Annotated in this window: 19 protein-coding genes; 18 read left to right on the top strand and 1 reads right to left on the bottom strand. The window is 32.5% G+C overall.

Going from position 1 to position 16,345, the window contains the following annotated elements; genetic code table 11:
- The first annotated feature begins 3 nt into the window (after positions 1 to 3).
- From ACMGE6_RS10120 to ACMGE6_RS10150, 7 genes are all read left to right on the top strand, one after another.
- Positions 4 to 561, top strand: coding sequence for a YpiB family protein (locus ACMGE6_RS10120; protein ID WP_414053680.1), 558 nt, complete (start codon positions 4 to 6; stop codon positions 559 to 561).
- Positions 551 to 976, top strand: a complete 426-nt coding sequence (locus ACMGE6_RS10125) for a DUF2487 family protein (protein ID WP_414053681.1) — start codon at positions 551 to 553, stop codon at positions 974 to 976. The genes ACMGE6_RS10120 and ACMGE6_RS10125 overlap by 11 nt, the downstream gene beginning before the upstream one ends.
- A gap of 118 nt (positions 977 to 1,094) precedes the next feature.
- Entirely contained in the window at positions 1,095 to 1,598 is a 504-nt protein-coding gene (locus ACMGE6_RS10130) for a ubiquinol-cytochrome c reductase iron-sulfur subunit (RefSeq protein ID WP_414046381.1), read from the top strand.
- 11 nt (positions 1,599 to 1,609) lie between these two features.
- The gene (gene qcrB / locus ACMGE6_RS10135; protein WP_086042577.1) at positions 1,610 to 2,284 is read left to right on the top strand and encodes a menaquinol-cytochrome c reductase cytochrome b subunit; all 675 of its coding nucleotides are present in this window, start codon (positions 1,610 to 1,612) and stop codon (positions 2,282 to 2,284) included.
- A 32-nt stretch (positions 2,285 to 2,316) separates the two neighbouring features.
- Positions 2,317 to 3,105 carry a menaquinol-cytochrome c reductase cytochrome b/c subunit gene (locus tag ACMGE6_RS10140; protein WP_414046382.1) on the top strand — a complete coding sequence of 263 codons (789 nt, stop codon included), beginning with the start codon at positions 2,317 to 2,319 and terminating at the stop codon, positions 3,103 to 3,105.
- Between the two features lie 51 nt (positions 3,106 to 3,156).
- Entirely contained in the window at positions 3,157 to 3,738 is a 582-nt protein-coding gene (locus tag ACMGE6_RS10145; RefSeq protein WP_414053682.1) for a DUF1405 domain-containing protein, read from the top strand.
- A 45-nt stretch (positions 3,739 to 3,783) separates the two neighbouring features.
- Complete coding sequence (locus ACMGE6_RS10150; RefSeq protein ID WP_414054853.1) at positions 3,784 to 4,488, top strand: zinc metallopeptidase; 705 nt, start codon at positions 3,784 to 3,786, stop codon at positions 4,486 to 4,488.
- A gap of 49 nt (positions 4,489 to 4,537) precedes the next feature.
- Here ACMGE6_RS10150 and ACMGE6_RS10155 read toward each other — a convergent pair whose 3' ends face one another.
- Entirely contained in the window at positions 4,538 to 5,410 is an 873-nt protein-coding gene (locus tag ACMGE6_RS10155) for a YitT family protein (RefSeq protein WP_414053683.1), read from the bottom strand.
- A 58-nt stretch (positions 5,411 to 5,468) separates the two neighbouring features.
- Between ACMGE6_RS10155 and ACMGE6_RS10160 the strand changes: the two genes are divergently transcribed.
- The 11 genes from ACMGE6_RS10160 to ACMGE6_RS10210 all read left to right on the top strand — a co-directional run bounded on the left by ACMGE6_RS10160 (position 5,469) and on the right by ACMGE6_RS10210 (position 16,341).
- Positions 5,469 to 5,792 carry a nucleotide pyrophosphohydrolase gene (locus ACMGE6_RS10160; RefSeq protein WP_414053684.1) on the top strand — a complete coding sequence of 108 codons (324 nt, stop codon included), beginning with the start codon at positions 5,469 to 5,471 and terminating at the stop codon, positions 5,790 to 5,792.
- Positions 5,792 to 6,160 carry a methylglyoxal synthase gene (mgsA, locus tag ACMGE6_RS10165; RefSeq protein ID WP_414053685.1) on the top strand — a complete coding sequence of 123 codons (369 nt, stop codon included), beginning with the start codon at positions 5,792 to 5,794 and terminating at the stop codon, positions 6,158 to 6,160. Before ACMGE6_RS10160 ends, mgsA begins: the two co-directional genes overlap by 1 nt.
- Positions 6,161 to 6,169: 9 nt before the next feature.
- Positions 6,170 to 7,294: an N-acetyl-alpha-D-glucosaminyl L-malate synthase BshA gene (gene bshA, locus ACMGE6_RS10170; protein WP_414053686.1), complete on the top strand. Its 1,125-nt coding sequence runs from the start codon at positions 6,170 to 6,172 to the stop codon at positions 7,292 to 7,294.
- A gap of 8 nt (positions 7,295 to 7,302) precedes the next feature.
- Positions 7,303 to 8,517 carry a CCA tRNA nucleotidyltransferase gene (locus ACMGE6_RS10175; RefSeq protein WP_414053687.1) on the top strand — a complete coding sequence of 405 codons (1,215 nt, stop codon included), beginning with the start codon at positions 7,303 to 7,305 and terminating at the stop codon, positions 8,515 to 8,517.
- Positions 8,510 to 9,478 carry a biotin--[acetyl-CoA-carboxylase] ligase gene (locus tag ACMGE6_RS10180; RefSeq protein WP_414053688.1) on the top strand — a complete coding sequence of 323 codons (969 nt, stop codon included), beginning with the start codon at positions 8,510 to 8,512 and terminating at the stop codon, positions 9,476 to 9,478. Before ACMGE6_RS10175 ends, ACMGE6_RS10180 begins: the two co-directional genes overlap by 8 nt.
- A gap of 9 nt (positions 9,479 to 9,487) precedes the next feature.
- On the top strand, positions 9,488 to 12,076 hold the full coding sequence (locus ACMGE6_RS10185) for a helicase C-terminal domain-containing protein (RefSeq protein WP_414053689.1): 2,589 nt from the start codon (positions 9,488 to 9,490) through the stop codon (positions 12,074 to 12,076).
- A gap of 79 nt (positions 12,077 to 12,155) precedes the next feature.
- Positions 12,156 to 13,340 carry a pyridoxal phosphate-dependent aminotransferase gene (locus ACMGE6_RS10190; protein ID WP_414053690.1) on the top strand — a complete coding sequence of 395 codons (1,185 nt, stop codon included), beginning with the start codon at positions 12,156 to 12,158 and terminating at the stop codon, positions 13,338 to 13,340.
- A 2-nt stretch (positions 13,341 to 13,342) separates the two neighbouring features.
- Positions 13,343 to 14,638: an asparagine--tRNA ligase gene (gene asnS / locus ACMGE6_RS10195; protein ID WP_414046393.1), complete on the top strand. Its 1,296-nt coding sequence runs from the start codon at positions 13,343 to 13,345 to the stop codon at positions 14,636 to 14,638.
- 71 nt (positions 14,639 to 14,709) lie between these two features.
- On the top strand, positions 14,710 to 15,387 hold the full coding sequence (locus tag ACMGE6_RS10200; protein WP_414053691.1) for a DnaD domain-containing protein: 678 nt from the start codon (positions 14,710 to 14,712) through the stop codon (positions 15,385 to 15,387).
- On the top strand, positions 15,377 to 16,030 hold the full coding sequence (gene nth / locus ACMGE6_RS10205; protein WP_414053692.1) for an endonuclease III: 654 nt from the start codon (positions 15,377 to 15,379) through the stop codon (positions 16,028 to 16,030). The genes ACMGE6_RS10200 and nth overlap by 11 nt, the downstream gene beginning before the upstream one ends.
- Entirely contained in the window at positions 16,027 to 16,341 is a 315-nt protein-coding gene (locus tag ACMGE6_RS10210; protein WP_414046396.1) for a YpoC family protein, read from the top strand. Before nth ends, ACMGE6_RS10210 begins: the two co-directional genes overlap by 4 nt.
- Positions 16,342 to 16,345: the final 4 nt, after the last annotated feature.

Genomic DNA, 16,345 nt, shown 5'->3' on the forward strand with positions numbered 1-16,345 from the left:
ATAATGGTGGCATCAATAATTGAAGCACGTAGTAATTTTGTTAAATCATTATTGTATCGTTATGATATTCAGGATAAAAATACAGTATGGCTATTAAATCTTATTAAAGATAAAGAAGAAATATTAAAAAGATTACAATTTAGAAAAACTACAAACTTGTCTGATCAGCTAATTATTTTTAAAAATTTTAAAGTACATCTCATCCTTAAGCATGGAATATATACAGATAGTGATGTAATATTTCATTATCTTTTAAATAATGGAACAAACTTATTTGTTAATATTATGTTTGATGATTTTAAGTACGAAGAATTATGTCAGCTAGAAATAATGCATCTGCTTGAATTTATATTTATTGAAGATGAAAAGTTAAATTTTCAATATATTGCATCTCAAATTGATATTTACTTTATAAAGTCACAACCAAAACTTTTTAATCATCTATTACAAAATATTGATAATGCGATTGAGATTGCATTAATCACAAAGAATGAACTTAGATTTTTACTACTTGTTAAGTTAAAAAATGATTTAATAGAGGAGAAGAACGATGTTATTTAATCATCAGGATTTAAAATTACTTCAGGAACAGCTTGAATATATTGATACAGTCATTGTGCCGATAGTACCCGTAGATTATTCAAAACATCTGCTGGATATTGCTGACCATTATGAAATGATTCAATATGTTGTTATGAATGTTGAACAACAGTTTAAAGGACGTTTATTAGTGATACCACCGGTGCAAATTTTAGAACAGCAAGATGGTATTGATTTACTTGAGCAGCAATTATTAAATTACGGTTTTAAAAACATACTTTTTGTAACCCCTCAAAAGTTTATTTTAGATAAAGAAAATGTGCATAAAATAAATATTTTACCTTTAGAAACTTTAGATGATCAGATGAAACAAGAGTTCGTACAGGATAACACGAAAGCGCTCATGAGAGCGATTATTCATTTGTGGAATAATTAATGACAATTTTAGTACATAAATTGTGACATCTTATTGACCAAGTACAATTATTAAGCTAAAATTGATATGTCCTAGTATATTTTATATTAAAGAATCGCGTTAGAGGGGGGAAAATTAAATGAGCCAACGTGTCACAAGACGCCAATTTTTAAACTATTCCTTAATGGGAGTTGGATCATTTATGGCTGCTGGTATGGTTATGCCTTTAGGGCGCTTTGCGTTAGATCCTGTGTTTAAAGCTGGAGCAGCAGGAGATATGATCGCTACAAGCGTTAAAGTTTCGGAGATTACTGAAGAACCAACGAAAGTTGACTTCAAATTCGAACAAAAAGATGCATGGTATACAAGCGAAGTAACAGAATTTGCGTGGGTTTATAAAGATGGTGAGAACATTATTGCATTATCACCAACTTGTAAGCATTTAGGTTGTACAGTTTCATGGAATGGAGATAAATCTAATCCAAATCAATTTTTCTGTCCATGTCATAATGGTCGCTATGAGAAAAATGGTAAAAACATCCCGGGCACACCACCACTTGGACCTTTAGATCAGTATAAAACTGGTGATAAAGGCGGAGTACTTACGCTTGGTAAAAAACATCCAAATGAATTAGTGAAATAGGAGGGTAAAAAATGATCGATAAAATCTATGATTGGGTCGACGATAGACTTGATATTACACCAATCTGGCGCGATATCGCAGATCATGAAGTGCCTGAGCATGTTAACCCTGCTTATCACTTTTCTGCATTCGTTTATTGTTTTGGTGGTTTAACATTTTTCATTACAGTTATTCAGGTGTTATCAGGTATGTTCTTAACAATGTATTATGTACCGGATATCGTAAATGCCTGGAAATCAGTTTATTATTTACAACATGATGTTGCAGCGGGTGTTATTGTTCGTGGTATGCATCACTGGGGTGCAAGTTTAGTCGTAGTTATGATGTTCTTACATACACTTCGAGTATTCTTTACAGGTAGTTATAAACAGCCTCGTGAGTTAAACTGGTTAGTCGGCGTATTAATTTTCTTCGTAATGTTAGGATTATCTTTTACAGGTTACTTATTACCTTGGGATATGAAAGCATTATTCGCAACTAAAGTAGGTTTACAAATTGCAGAATCAGTACCATTCATCGGTCCATGGGTTAAGACATTATTAGCCGGAGACCCACAAATTGTTGGTGCACAAACATTAACGCGATTCTTCGCTATTCATGTATTCTTCTTACCTGCATGTTTATTCGCGTTGTTAGCAGCTCACTTTATCATGATCAGAAAACAAGGTATTTCGGGGCCACTATAAACACGAATATACTATAAAAGGAGGTAATATAGATGCATCGCGGTAAAGGTATGAAATTTGTTGGTGATTCTCGTATCAAATCATACGAGAAACCAAAGTTAAATCGAGATTATTCTGAATTTCCAGGTAAAACGGAAAGTTTCTGGCCTGATTTCTTATTAAAAGAATGGATGACTGGAGCGGTTTTCTTAGTTGCATATTTATGTTTAACAGTAGCGCATCCTTCTCCATTAGAGCGTATTGCTGATCCGTCAGATACTGGTTATACGCCACTACCAGACTGGTATTTCTTATTCTTGTATCAAATCTTAAAGTACACATATGCATCAGGTCCATTCAACACATTCGGTGCAATTGTAATGCCTGGTATCGCTTTTGGTGCTTTAATGCTTGCACCATGGTTAGATAGAGGTCCTGAGAGAAAATGGACAAAACGTCCTTTAGCATCAGGGTTTATGTTACTTGCTGTAGCAATTATCTTCTATACTACTTGGGAATCTTCTCATTATCATGATTGGAAGAAGCAAGAGGCACAAGGTAAGATTGTATTTACTAACTTAGATAAGAAAGATCCAACATATGAAAAAATCATCAAGTCTAACTGTACAAGTTGTCATGGTGGTGAATTAACTGGTGGAGCTGGTCCTAACTTAGTGAAGTCTGAGTTACCTGCAGCAGCAGTTGAAGGTTTTGTTGAAAAGGGTAGTGGTGCAATGCCATCATTTAAAGACACATTAACAAAAGATCAAATTAAAGAAGTTGCTAAATTTATCGAAGGTCTTGAAGAAACAGACCAAGATGGAAAGCCACTTAAGAAATAATAACTAAAGAATCATCCATGTGATGATTCTTTTTTTATGAGGTGACAAACATTGCAACAACTATTTTTCTGGCTTCAGAGTAAACCATTCTTAATTTTTATAATTATTTGTAATTTGTTAGGTACACTTTATGGTTACTATTGGTATCTTGGTCAATTAGTAAAGACGAAATGGTACTTTATACCTTTTGTGCCCGACAGTCCAACAGCAACACTTTTCTTAATCATTGCATTATTGGCTATTCTCTTAGGAAGACATATACCTTTATTTGAATGTCTGGCATTTGTCACATTATTAAAATACGGTATTTGGGCAGTTGTAATGAATATTTTTACATTTATAGAGCTTCAAGAAATCACGGGTATTGGTTTGATGCTATGTGTGTCACATGGAATAATGGCAATACAGGCTTTTATTTTTTATCCATTATTTAAGATTGAAATAAAGCAAGTGATGATTTCAGCAGTATGGGTATTCCATAATGATGTGGTTGATTATGTTTACATGCAATATCCTGTTTATAGTATGTTAAGTCACTATATTCAACATATTGGTTATTTTTCATTTTGGTTGACAATAATTTGTTTTGCAACACTGATTTATTTAATCAAAAGAGACAATATATTTGATTAAATTTGACCTTTTTAATAGAATTAAAGTAATTAATTAAAGGAGGAAATACATTTTATGAGTTACATTCTGTATTTTATTATTATCATGTTAGTACCGATGTATTTTCAATATAAAGTGAAATCTACTTATAACAAATATAGTCGTGTACGATCTACAAGTGGTAAATCAGGTCAGCAAGTTGCTGAAGAAATTTTAGCGGCAAATGGTATCAATGATGTCCGTGTAGTTGAAGGTGAAGGTTTCTTATCAGATCATTATGATCCAGCTAAAAAACTAGTTGTCTTAAGTCCATCGAATTTTAGACAACCGAGTGTAGCAGGTACTGCAATCGCAGCCCATGAAGTAGGTCATGCAATTCAGCATGCTGAAGGCTATAGCATGTTAAAGGTGCGTAGTTCATTAGTACCTCTTGCTAATTTAGGTACAACATTCAGTTATATGCTTATTATGATTGGTGCTGTACTTACAGGTATGAGTCAACAAGGTGGAGGCATAGGAGCAATGGCGATTTGGGCAGGTGTTGCCTTGATGTCATTTGCAGTGTTATTTTCAATTGTTACTTTACCTGTTGAATTTGATGCAAGTAAACGAGCTATGCAGCAGATTGAGGCATTACATATTGTCAATGAAGAAGAATATCGTCATGCTAAAAGTGTTTTATCTGCAGCAGCTATGACATACGTTGCAGCGACAGCAGTAGCAGTAGCAGAATTCTTACGATTCTTTATGATGGCTAGAAATTCTGATTAAGCAAAAAATAAAAGTCAAAGGTGAAAATTCTCACCTTTGACTTTTTTTACTATCTTTCAATTGGTTTTTTAAATTCATCTAGTGTAAAACCCTCTCCAAAAACATCATGAACATCTAACAATGATACAAATGCATGAGGATCGATGCTATTGATCACTTGTTTTAGTCGAGTAATTTCATTTCGTGGAACGACACAATAAATAATTGGTCTTTCACTTTTAGAATAATGTCCGGTTGCACTAATCAGTGTTACACCACGTTCAAGAACTTTACTTATCTCATTAGAGATTGATTCATGATGTTCAGATATAATCATTGCACCGCGAGCAGAATAACCTGAATCCTGTATCATATCTATTACACGTGCACCAACAAAGACACAGACAAGCGTATACATTGTGATACGATAATCTCCGATGGTTAAATAAGTAGCGAGTATTACTAAGCAATCGAAAGTGAACATTGTACGTCCCATAGGTACTTCAAAAAATTTTTTCATGAGACGCGCCAATATATCGACACCCCCTGTTGTTCCACCAAAACGGAAAATGATTCCTAGACCTGTTCCGATGAAAACCCCTCCAAACAAACTAGCAAGCAGTAAATCATCTTTTAATGCAATATTTAAAGGATATTTTTCGCAAATTGCTAAAAATAACGATACACTTAATGTACCGATAATCGTATAGATGAATGATAATTTTCCAAGTAATTTATACCCTACAAAAAACAGAGGAATATTAAAGATCAAGTTTAATAAGGCAGGGCTTAGATGAAATAAATGATATAATATTAAAGCAATACCCGTAAACCCGCCTTCAGTTAAAGCGTTAGCCATATTAAAATTCACAATACCGAAACTAAAGATAAATGCACCTATTAATATCATAATGATATTGATTATTTTTATATTATTTTGCAATATTATCCCCCCTTGAATTTTAATTATACAGAATTATTTGATATATTTGGAGGTTTTTATGAAGACTTTAAAGGAAATGCAGGAGGAAGTAGATCAATATATTAATCAGTTTAAATTGGGATACTTTTCACCGATGGAAAATATGGTGAGATTAACTGAAGAAGTAGGGGAGTTAGCGAGAGAAATTTCCCATGTGTATGGACCAAAACAAAAAAAGCTTACTGAAAAAGAAAAAGATATAGGGATGGAACTAGCAGATAATTTATTTGTCTTAATTTGTTTAGCAAACTCAATGAATATAGATCTAACTGAAAGTTTCAATCACACGATGTATAAGTTTAATACGAGAGATAAAGATAGATTTGAGAGGGTGGATGAATAATGAGATTTGCAATTATTGCCCATGACCAGAAAAAGGATGCACTCGTTAATTTTATTGAGGATCATATCGATGAATTCAGTAAACATGAACTGTATGCAACCGGCACAACAGGTTTACGTGTTATAGAGCGCACAGGATTATCAGTGACACGATTTAAATCTGGCCCACTTGGGGGTGATCAGGAAATTGGTGCGTTGGTAGCTAATCATGCGATTGATGCCATATTCTTTTTTAGAGATCCATTAACTGCACAACCTCATGAACCGGATGTAAGTGCATTACTGCGACTTTCTGATGTATATGATGTTCCTCTTGCTACGAATGAGGGCAGTGCATTAGCAATCATTACTTATTTTGAATCGTTATAGGAGGAAATTATGAAAATTGGTATTACATGTTACCCTACAATGGGAGGATCAGGCATTATTGCGACAGAACTTGGCATAAAAATGGCCGAACGAGGACATGAGGTGCATTTTATCACGTCTAATACACCATTTCGTATTCAATTCCAGATGCCTAATATCACGATTCATCAGGTGGATGTAAATCAGTATTCAGTATTCCAATATCCACCTTATGATATTACACTCGCAACGAAAATTGCTGAGGTTATCAATGTCTATGACCTCGATGTGTTACATATGCATTATGCAGTTCCACATGCGATATGTGGAATTTTGGCACGACAAATTTCAAGAAAAGATGTGGGTATTGTTACAACGCTGCATGGTACCGATATTACCGTACTAGGATATGATTCAACTTTAAAAGGTGCGATTAGGTTTGGTATTGAGGAAAGCGATATTGTGACAAGTGTAAGTAATGCATTAACACAAGAAACTTATGATATTATTAATCCTCAGAAAAAGATAAAGACCGTCTATAATTTTATAAATGAACGTGATTTTGAAAGTGTTGAAAATAAAGAATTAAGAGCTTGTTATGGCATTCCGGAAGATTATAAAGTGTTGATTCATGTTTCTAATTTTAGAAAAGTTAAGCGAATTCAGGACGTTATTAAAACGTTTAGCATAGTTAGAAAAAAAATAAAATCTAAATTAATTCTTTTGGGTGATGGTCCTGAGCTGACAAAGATGCGTAACTATGCCAAAAAATTAGGTGTGCTAGAAGATGTCATGTTTCTAGGTAAACAGGACAAAGTTGCAAGTTATTATCAAATGTCTGACTTATTCTTATTAATGAGTGAAAAAGAAAGTTTTGGTCTAGTATTACTGGAAGCAATGCACACTGGAGTGGTATGTATCGGAACAACCGCTGGAGGTATACAAGAAGTAATCCAGCACAATGAAACAGGTTATATTGTTGATGTTGGAGACACAGAAGCAGCAAGTGAATATGCATTAAAATTATTAACGGATGATACGTTATATCAACAATTTCAACAAGCTATGGCAATTGATATTAAAAATAGATTCCATTCCAAAATTATTACGGATCAATATGAAGAAATCTATCAATCATTAATAAAACAACCTTAGGAGATACTATGTTTTTAGAGAAAACAGATTTGAATCAGGCAACAAAAAGTTTATTTTATGCGGCGCAAGCTGTGATTCATCATATAGAATCCCAAGGCTATAAAGCCTATATTGTTGGTGGTGCAGTGAGAAATATACTATTAGATAAGCCAGTAAATGATATCGATATTACTACGAATTGTTTGCCAGAAGAGATCATCAATATATTTGACAGAACGATTCCCGTAGGCATAGAACATGGTACTGTACTTGTCCTGTGGGAAGAATATCAGTTTGAGATTACCACATTTAGAAAAGATGGTGATTACCATGATCACAGGCGACCTGATCAAGTTTATTTTGTTTCTGATTTGAAATCAGATTTAAAAAGACGAGATTTTACGATTAATGCATTAGCAATTGACGAATCAGGAGAAATTATTGATTACTTTGAGGGACAAGATGATTTATTGCAGAAAAATATTCGTGCAGTTGGCGATGCAGAACAAAGATTTCAGGAAGATGCCTTACGTATGATACGTGCCATTCGGTTTCAAAGTGTATTAAATTTTGATATTGAAGAAAATACATTAAATGCAATTCATAAACTAAGTCCAATGGTAGAACACGTTTCTATAGAACGTATCGTTATAGAGTTTAAAAAGATGATAGAAGGAACTGGTAATAGTAAAGCGCTGCAAATCTTTTATCAGGAAATGTATCGGTATATTCCATTCTTTAAGTGCTTAAAGAATGATATAAAAAAATATCAAATCCATCATGCAACAACATTTGAGATATATTTAGGTTATATCATTTTTTGTGAAACAAATGAATGTATAAAAAGATTACCAAACTTAAAAATTTCAAATCAAGAAAAAAATTTAATTAAAACGTATGCTGATATTTTTAGATATTTTAATATTCCAGGATATTCTATCAGACAATTTGTATATCGATATGAAATAAATTTAATCAAAGACGTATTAAAATTTATCCATCATGAAAAACTGGACTTAAATAATATGATAGATATTCAGTTACTTAAGGAAAACTATCATTTATTACCGATACATTCAAGAAGTGAACTTGCAATTAATGGTCATGATTTAATGATACATCTAGGTAAAAAACAAGGAGCTTGGTTAAAGCAAACATTAGAAGATATAGAAAACGAAGTAATAGAGGGACGGTTAACTAATAACAGAGAAAAGATATTGGAGTGGACGAAACAAAATGTCTAAATACAAACAGGATATACTATTATTCTTACTCGAGCATAAAAATGAATATCTTTCAGGTCAGAAACTTGCAGACCATTTTAATATTTCACGTACCGCAATCTGGAAATCAATAGAAGGGTTAAAAGAACAAGGATTTCAATTTGATTCTGTAAAAAATAAAGGCTACCATATTATTAGTCTTCCTAATCACTGGGATAGAGATCTATTAACTTATATGCTGAAAGATTCTATATTTGACCGTCTTTTTGTTTATCAACAAGTAAGTTCTACCCAAACGATGGCTCATGAATTACGTTTAAAGTATGAAGAGCCTTTGTTAATATTGTCTGAAATTCAAACTGAGGGTAGAGGACGTTTTAAAAGACAATGGTTATCACAACCGCACACTGGTTTGTGGATGAGTTTAGTGCTCCACCCCAATATCAGCTTTCGTCAAATAGCAACTTTCAATTTGTTTATCTCTATTGCAATTGCAGAAACTATAAAAAAAGTATGTCATATAAATCCAAAGATTAAATGGCCGAATGATATTTATATAGATGACAAGAAAGTATGTGGGTTTTTAACAGAAATAAATGGTAACTCTGATGGTGTGGATACAATTATTTGCGGCATAGGTATTAATATAAATCACGAAAAAAATGATTTCGATTCTGAACTTAGTAAAACAGCTACAAGCCTAATGTTAGAGTGTGGATCGAAAATTGATAGATATATATTTTTAAAAAGCTTAATCGAATCCGTTGAATTGTATTACAGAATGTTTCTGGATAAGCCTTTTTCAGATATAAAAGATATTTACAAAGATTATTCAATGATTTGGGACAGAACATTAAGATATACTGAAGGAAAGAAACAAATCTTCGGCAGGGCTGTTGATTTGAAAGATGATGGCGTGCTCGTTGTGCTTGATGAGAGTGGGCAGCTTCATCAATTTATTAGTGCAGATATAGAAGTGTAGGTGTAAAATATGGCATTAAAATATGCTATCGTCGATTTAGAAACGACAGGCAATAATATAGATCATGATGCAATTATTCAAATTGGAGTCTGTATCATGCAGGATAACATTATATTAGAAACTTTTGACTCTTTTATATACACGGATCAATCGATTCCACCCTTTATCCAGTCTCTTACTAAAATTAATAATGATATGGTGGAAAATGCCCCAACATTTGATACTATTGCTGCCAATCTATACAGACTTTTAGATGGTTGTGTATTTGTTGCGCATAATGTTGATTTTGATTTGAATTTCTTAAAGAAATATTTTATGCAATGTCGTTATGATTACCAACCTAAATATATCATTGATACTGTAGATGTTTTTAAAATAATCTTTCCAGATATGGAAAGGTATCAATTATCATATTTATCAGAGCAACTTCAGATAAATCTGGACAACGCTCACCGTGCAATAGATGATGCTTTGGCAACCAGTGAAATATTAAGCATTGCCTTGACGCGTCTGAGCGAGATGCCTTTTTCTACATTAAAACGCTTATATGGTTTAGCAAAAGAGATGCGCTACCATTTTGATGAAATATTATTTGATATTATTAAAAATTATCAAAGTACATCATTAGTTTATCAAACGAAATTAGGCATTGATTATCTAAAACAAAGTAAAGAATTTAATTCTTTTCAAATCGATATGAATTTTGACGAATTTTTTAAAAATATCATTAAGCAATTAGATTTTGTTTTTCGTGAAGAACAATTACATCTTTCCTATGAGATATTTTTAGGTTTAAAACATAAACAGGAATTAACGATAGAAGCTGAATTAGGCAGTGGTAAAACTTTAAGTTATTTAATTGCAGCTGCTTATTTTGTGGCGACTACTAATGAGTCAATATTAATTTCCACCTCTACAATTGCACTGCAAAATCAAATGATAGAATATGACATAAAGTTACTGGATAATATTGGTATATACCTACCTTATCAAATTATCAAAAGTAAAAATCATTATTTGACCGTTGAATTTGTAGACTATATTTTAAATGATAGTAAGGTAAATCACGATATATTATTATTGAAAATGCAGCTATTAATATATTTAATGAGTAATAACGATGGAGATATTGAAAAATTAAATTTAAATGGTGGCAGAAAAATATATTTTGATTTGATGAAAAGTCTTTATCAGCATAAAAAAAATGAAACGTATTTATTTAATATGATAGATAATATTGCACATATTGGCATAACAAATCATGCACATTTACTGTCTGGTCGAAAACAAAGTATATTTCATAATTACCAACATATTATTATAGATGAAGCACATCAGATCCTAAATTATGCATTGAAGTACACAACCAAAACTATAAAATATCAGGACATCAAATATTTAATATCACAGACTATACAGGAATTTGATACGAAAGAAATAACGCATAAACAAAAACTCAGCGATTTAACATTTTATCAGTATGGTAGCATTAGTGATGAATTACATCAATTGAATTTGAAATATGAATTGCTATTTGATTATTTCAGAAATTTTTACAGTCCTGAACGTATTGTTAGAGTATTGCTTAAAGAGAATGACGAACCAGTTACTCTATTGCACGAAATCATACATGCACTGAATCTACTTTTGAAAGCTTCTTCGCTATCCCAAGTCCAAAGAAGTATGATTGAAAATCTTAAAGAACAGTTGAAGCAGTGTTATCAACATATTATCACTCAAGGAGATATTTTTTTAACATTTAATAATCAAAATAAATCGGGCGTGCAATTAGTTTTAAAAGATAGTAAGGTTAAGGCTATTATTAAGCAATTTATTATGGATGTATTTGACGCTAAGATATTTATTTCCGGAACAATCAATTCACTAAATGAACAAAACATATTGTCAGAACTTTTTACGGATGAGTTGAAGTATATAAAATATGAATCGAATTTTCAGAAATATACGGCGCCTATGTATATTCCTAATGATATTCCTGCCTTTAACTATCAAAATCAGGAAAGATATCTTCAAAAATGTCTGGAGTATATATTACTTTATTTAAATAGTTATGAAGGTAAGGCACTCATTTTATTAAATAGCTATCAACAAGTAGAAATTTTGCGTGATTATTTGTACGACACTACGCTCGATCAAATTATTTTAACGCAGACTAGTGATGCTAATACTACGAAACTAAATCAACAATTTAATCAACTCGATCAAGGTGTTTTATTAGCAACGCAGACATTCTATGAGGGTATTGATTTTAAATATGATGGTATAAAATGTGTGATGATTGTATCACTACCATTTATGCATCCTAATGATTTAAATATTGCATTGATGAAAGAAGAAGTGAATGATGTATTTTTAGAATATCAAGTCCCAATTGCAGTGAATAAACTACATCAAGCTACTGGTAGACTGATTAGGAATGAACAAGATCGCGGTTGGATGATTTGTTTTGATCGCAGAATAAAAGAAAGTAGTTATGCACATAAATTTAATCACATCCTGAGAAATTATCAGCAATTTGAGGGGGATATTGAATATTTTGAGCAATTTCTCCATAAGATTTATAAATCTTTTATATAATAAACATAAAATGACTTAAAAATTGGATAGATTATTGGTAAACTGTTCATATAATGAATCCTGGGAGGAATGAGGAATCGTGGAATTATCACAACGCGTTCAAAAGTTAACGCCGTCAACAACACTAGCAATTACAGCGAAAGCGAATGAATTAAAAGCAAGTGGTAAACCTGTTATAGGACTTGCAGCAGGAGAACCTGATTTTAATACACCACAAAATATTATTGATAAAGCTTTTGAAGCAGTACAAAATGGTGCAACAAAATACACGCCATCAGGTGGTTTAAAACAATTAAAGGAAGCTATCCAAAAAAAATTAAAAACAGACAACAAACTTGATTATGCTTTAAATGAAATTATGGTTGCGAGTGGTGCAAAACATGCATTATACAATTTATTTCAGGCATTATTAAATGAAGGTGACGAAGTAATTGTTCCAATTCCTTATTGGGTAAGCTATCCTGAACAAGTTATCTTAGCTGGAGGGAAAGTAGTTTACGCAGAAAGTGATGAATCAACGGAATACAAAGTAACGATAGATGCATTGAATAAAGTTAAAACCGATAAAACGAAGGCACTTGTACTGACATCACCAAGTAATCCTAGTGGTATGGTTTATACGAAAGAAGAATTAAAGCAAATTGCAGATTGGGCAATTGAAAATAATATCGTTGTTGTGTCTGATGAAATTTATGAGACGCTTGTTTATGATGGTGAACATATTAGTATTGCTAGTTTTAATGATGACATTAAAGCTTTAACAGTAGTAATCAATGGAGTATCTAAAAGTCACTCAATGACAGGCTGGCGTATTGGATATGCCTGCGGAGATGCACAACTGATTAAAGCGATGACAGATTTATCAAGTCACTCAACGAGTAATCCAACAACACCATCTCAATGGGCTGCGATAGAAGCTTATAATGGAGATAAAACGTTCCTTAATGAAATGAATCGCATCTTTAAGAGTCGTTTAGATGAAATATATCCAAAATTAATGGAGGTTCCTGGTATCGAATGTATCAAACCAAAAGGTGCATTTTACTTATATCCAAATGTAAGTAAAACGGTTGAACTATGTGGATATAACAATACAGAAGATTTTGTAACTGCTTTACTTGAAGAAAAGTTAGTTGCGGTTGTACCAGGTTCAGGATTTGGTTCACCAAATAATATTCGTTTAAGCTATGCAACTGATTTAGATTCTATGTTAGAAGCTATTAAACGTATTAAAGAATTTGTAGAAGAGAAAATGGAGAAGTAGATATGACGAAAATTACAATTAATCAGGCAAGTCAATATGTTGGTCAGCAAGTAACGATTGGGTCTTGGATTTTAAATAAACGCTCAAGTGGAAAAATCGCATTTTTACAATTGCGTGATGGCACAGGGTTTATGCAGGCAGTCGTAGTAAAAGAATCTGTAGGAGAAGATTTATTTAAAGTCGCAAAAGGCATAACTCAAGAAACATCATTATATATCACGGGAACGATTAAAGAAGACGAGCGCTCAGATTTTGGTTATGAAATGGAAGTTAATGATATTGAAGTTATTCATGAATCTGTGGATTATCCAATCACACCTAAAGCGCATGGTACTGATTTCTTAATGGATCATCGCCATCTATGGTTACGTTCAAAACGTCAACATGCGGTGATGAAAATTCGTAATGAAATTATTCGTGCAACATATGAATTCTTTAATAATGAAGGATTTACTAAGATTGATCCACCTATCTTAACGGGTTCTGCTCCTGAAGGAACGAGTGAATTATTCCATACGAAATACTTTGAAGAAGATGCATTTTTATCTCAATCAGGTCAATTATATATGGAAGCTGCAGCAATGGCGCATGGCAAAGTATTCTCTTTTGGTCCAACGTTCCGTGCTGAAAAATCAAAAACACGTCGTCACTTAATCGAATTCTGGATGATTGAACCAGAGATGGCATTTTACGAACATGAAGATAGTTTAGAAGTGCAGGAACAATATGTATCTCACATTGTACAGTCTGTCCTTAAAAACTGTCAGCTGGATTTAAAATTATTAGGTCGTGATACTACAAAATTAGAAAAAGTTAAAGCACCATTCCCGCGTATTACGTATACAGAAGCAATTAAATTCCTTAAAGAAGAAGGATTCGATGATATTGAATGGGGCGATGATTTCGGTGCACCGCATGAAACGGCCATTGCAAATCATTATGATTTACCTGTGTTTATCTTGAATTATCCAACCGGGATTAAACCATTCTATATGCAGCCAAATCCCGATGAAGAAGGAACTGTAAAATGTGCTGATATGATTGCACCAGAAGGATATGGTGAAATTATTGGAGGTTCAGAACGTATTTGGGATTTAGCTTTAATTGAACAACGTATTAAAGAACATGGTTTAGATCCTGAAGCATATAGTTACTATACAGATTTACGTAAATACGGTAGTGTACCTCACTCAGGTTTTGGTTTAGGGTTAGAACGTACTGTAGCTTGGCTTTCTGGCGTTGAACATGTACGTGAAACAAGTCCATTTCCAAGATTACTGAATAGATTATATCCATAAAATAATTAATTATATAACTTTTCAATCGTATAGATGAATGTCTATACGATTTTTCTTCACAAGGAGGGGCTATGAGTATATTTAATAAGGAAGTTGTTATCCCTCGAGTATTATTTGAGAATTACCATCTGATAGGGATGAGCGAAACAGAGTTAATGATGATAATGAAAATAATTGAACTTTCAGTCAGTGATAATTTACCATCATTTGATGTAATTAGTGATGCGATGAGCATAGATAAAGCACAAGTGATGTTAGTATTACAGAATTTAATCAGCAAAGACTTTATAAAAATTGATGTAAAAAAGTATGATGAACACCATTTTGAAGAGAGATTCGATCTTACACCGCTTGAGAATCACTTATCACAAGCTATATCTGAACGTAGAAAAAAAGTTGAATTAAAGGAAGAACAAAATGATTTTAAGGCAATCTTTGAGAGATTTGAAGCAGCATTTGCAAGGCCGTTAACTCCACTTGAAATAGAGACAATTTCTAACTGGATTGATACAGATAAACATTCAGCATCCATTATTATTGCAGCTTTAAATGAGGCGGCAAGTCATAATAAATTAAGCATTAAATATATCGATCGAATATTACTCAACTGGAAAAAACGTAACGTTAAAACGATTGAGGAATCAAAGATAATTAGTAATGAATATAAACCTGTTAAAACAATGTCAAAATCAGTGCCGGATATTCCCGTTTTTGATTGGGTAAATGGAGAGAATCCTTATGATAAGTAAAAAGAAAACACTAGAAATGTTAAATATTATCGATGAAATGTTTCCTGATGCAGAATGTGAACTCGTACATGATAATCCGTTTGAATTAACGATTGCAGTACTTTTATCAGCACAGTGTACAGATGTCCTTGTCAATAAAGTAACGAAAAAATTGTTTCAAAAATATAAAACACCTCAAGATTATTTAGAAGTGTCGGTAGAAGAGTTAATGGATGATATTCGCTCGATTGGCTTATATAAAAATAAAGCTAAAAATATTCAGGCGTTATGCAAAATATTACTAGAAAAATATAATGGAGAAGTCCCAAAAACGCATGCAGAACTCGTAGCCTTACCAGGCGTAGGGCAAAAGACTGCTAATGTTGTAGTATCTGTAGCTTATGGCATTCCAGCACTTGCTGTAGATACTCATGTAGAACGAGTTTCTAAAAGATTAGGGATATGTAAATGGAAAGATAACGTTAAACAAGTAGAAGCGACTTTATGTGACAAGATTCCAAAAGAAAGATGGAATAAAACGCATCATCAGCTTATCTTTTTTGGACGTTATCACTGCACTGCACGTAATCCCAAATGTCTAGAATGTCCATTGTTACAGGAATGTAGAGAAGGTCGTAAACGTCATAAGGTGGTCGTGTCATGAAAGAACATATTCAATCATTAGAAAAGTTAATTGAGGAACATAGTGCAAATAGAACCTTAAAAAGCGATGCAGCAAAAAAATTACTTGATGCGTATTATGATCATATTATTATACTTATGAATCTATTAAATGACATTACTGACAAAAATATATTAGAAGATAATTACGAAATTTCACCATTAAATTTCAATGAAAGAATTCAATATATTGAAGCAAGAAAACATCATTACATGGGATATCAGCAGATGAAAACGATGTATACTGAAATTTTTAAATTGGTCGCTATTCAGAATATAAAAAAGAAGCGTTAACATT

Origin of the sequence: Macrococcus equi (assembly GCF_047426745.1) — a bacterium.
In the GTDB taxonomy this organism is placed as follows: Bacteria; Bacillota; Bacilli; order Staphylococcales; family Staphylococcaceae; genus Macrococcoides; species Macrococcoides equi.

Bases quoted from the DNA above. Each gene is read 5' to 3' on its own strand.
- ACMGE6_RS10120 (WP_414053680.1), top strand. From the start codon at position 4: ATGGTGGCATCAATAATTGAAGCACGTAGTAATTTTGTTAAATCATTA.
- ACMGE6_RS10125 (WP_414053681.1), top strand. From the start codon at position 551: ATGTTATTTAATCATCAGGATTTAAAATTACTTCAGGAACAGCTTGAA.
- ACMGE6_RS10130 (WP_414046381.1), top strand. From the start codon at position 1,095: ATGAGCCAACGTGTCACAAGACGCCAATTTTTAAACTATTCCTTAATG.
- qcrB (WP_086042577.1), top strand. From the start codon at position 1,610: ATGATCGATAAAATCTATGATTGGGTCGACGATAGACTTGATATTACA.
- ACMGE6_RS10140 (WP_414046382.1), top strand. From the start codon at position 2,317: ATGCATCGCGGTAAAGGTATGAAATTTGTTGGTGATTCTCGTATCAAA.
- ACMGE6_RS10160 (WP_414053684.1), top strand. From the start codon at position 5,469: ATGAAGACTTTAAAGGAAATGCAGGAGGAAGTAGATCAATATATTAAT.
- mgsA (WP_414053685.1), top strand. From the start codon at position 5,792: ATGAGATTTGCAATTATTGCCCATGACCAGAAAAAGGATGCACTCGTT.
- bshA (WP_414053686.1), top strand. From the start codon at position 6,170: ATGAAAATTGGTATTACATGTTACCCTACAATGGGAGGATCAGGCATT.
- ACMGE6_RS10175 (WP_414053687.1), top strand. From the start codon at position 7,303: ATGTTTTTAGAGAAAACAGATTTGAATCAGGCAACAAAAAGTTTATTT.
- ACMGE6_RS10180 (WP_414053688.1), top strand. From the start codon at position 8,510: ATGTCTAAATACAAACAGGATATACTATTATTCTTACTCGAGCATAAA.
- ACMGE6_RS10185 (WP_414053689.1), top strand. From the start codon at position 9,488: ATGGCATTAAAATATGCTATCGTCGATTTAGAAACGACAGGCAATAAT.
- asnS (WP_414046393.1), top strand. From the start codon at position 13,343: ATGACGAAAATTACAATTAATCAGGCAAGTCAATATGTTGGTCAGCAA.
- ACMGE6_RS10200 (WP_414053691.1), top strand. From the start codon at position 14,710: ATGAGTATATTTAATAAGGAAGTTGTTATCCCTCGAGTATTATTTGAG.
- nth (WP_414053692.1), top strand. From the start codon at position 15,377: ATGATAAGTAAAAAGAAAACACTAGAAATGTTAAATATTATCGATGAA.
- ACMGE6_RS10210 (WP_414046396.1), top strand. From the start codon at position 16,027: ATGAAAGAACATATTCAATCATTAGAAAAGTTAATTGAGGAACATAGT.